At 35.5% G+C, this 1,545-nt stretch carries 1 protein-coding gene and 1 pseudogene; both read right to left on the bottom strand.

From position 1 onward, the window contains the following. On the bottom strand, nucleotides 1-448 hold a 448-nt coding region (locus tag WBF61_RS07150; protein ID WP_424255193.1), incomplete at its 3' end, for a tyrosine-type recombinase/integrase. A 139-nt stretch (nucleotides 449-587) separates the two neighbouring features. Beyond that, a pseudogene (locus WBF61_RS07145) lies at nucleotides 588-1,545 on the bottom strand (HAD-IC family P-type ATPase); the annotation flags it as partial.

Below are 1,545 nucleotides of genomic sequence, written 5' to 3'. Positions count from 1 at the left end.
TCAGTGTGGCCACGTCTTTGGTTTTCTTGTAATAGTGGTAACCAAACGTCTTACGCAGCGTGTGCGTGCCAATATCGTCTCTTCCTAACAGCTTAGCGACCTTTTGAAACATCTGATAGACCGTATTTACTTCTAAATGTCCACCTTTGGTGCTAGGAAACAAATAATCCTCTGGTTCAAGGCCTTTTGTATAGTCTTGGATTAAGTCCTGCAGACTACTCAAATACAAAATGCGGGCTTTCCCTGTTTTTTTCTCTATAATACGAGGATTTTTGGAAGAAATCAGGTCTTGTTTCTTTAATTTAACGATATCAGACATGCGTAAACCGCTATTAATGCCGATCAAAAACAGAAAAACATCCCGATCTGCGTTTTTGTTTCTTCTTAAACAGAATAAAAAGTCGTTTATTTCTTGTTGAGTCCGTAATGGTTGGACGTTGTAAGTCATTTAAAAGCCCTCTCCTCTCACAAAAGTGATACATGATTTTGTTTAGTATAACATACAATCGTGTATTGGAGGTCTCTATAAAAAAAGAACCCTATTGGAATAGGATTCCCGATACACGTTTTTATCTAATTTCATGTATTTATTTAGATTTTAATAATCGGAGACCATTTAATATAACGACTAAAGTACTTCCTTCATGAACGATCACACTAATGGCTATATCTGTTAATCCTAATAAGCTCACGATAATTAGAAAAGCTACGACTAGCATTGAAAAAATAATGTTTTGCCAAATAACTCGATTCATTTTCAAAGAAATCTTATGAGCTTTTACTAATTTAGATAAATCATTTTTCATTAACACTAAATCAGATACATCTACTGCAACATCCGTACCCTCTCCCATAGCAATTCCGACATCTGCTTTCACAAGAGCAGGTGCGTCATTTACACCATCTCCTACCATAGCAGTTATACCATATCTTTCTTTTTGTTCATTGATAATGTTAGATTTGTCTTCCGGCATGACGTTCGCAATTACTTGGTCTACTCCTAATTGTTTACCAACAGCTTGTCCTGTCATTTCAGAATCCCCAGTAATTAAAGTGGTATGGACACCACACTTCTTAAAGTACTCTATAGTTGCTTTCGCATTTTCACTTGGAATATCCATTAATGCGATCAGACCGATTACTTTTTCATTTTCTGATACGTACACAACCGTATTACCTTCTGAAGCCCATTCTTTATTCAAACGCGTATAGTCATCCGATACAGCTTCAAAAGAAGTTGGTTTGCCTATACGATAAGTTTTTCCGTTATAATCGCCTATTAAACCTCTTCCAATCTGATTTTCCACTTTAATTGCTAGTTTATTCTTTGGTTCAAACTTGTTTAAAATAGCACTTGCTAACGGGTGATTTGATTATTTTTCAAGAGCTACAACGATATCAATAATATTCTTTTCGTCCACAGAATCAGAAAAATAATAATTTGTTACTTCCGGTTTCCCTTTCGTTAATGTTCCTGTTTTATCAAAGGCAATGGCTTGAATATCGGCTAATTGCGACAAATAGGCACTTCCTTTTGAAAGTACG

The sequence above is a fragment of the Carnobacterium sp. genome, assembly GCF_049673005.1.
Taxonomy (GTDB): domain Bacteria; phylum Bacillota; class Bacilli; order Lactobacillales; family Carnobacteriaceae; genus Carnobacterium_A.
Note: the sequence above shows the minus strand (reverse complement) of the source record. Positions and strands in the feature narration are given on the sequence as shown.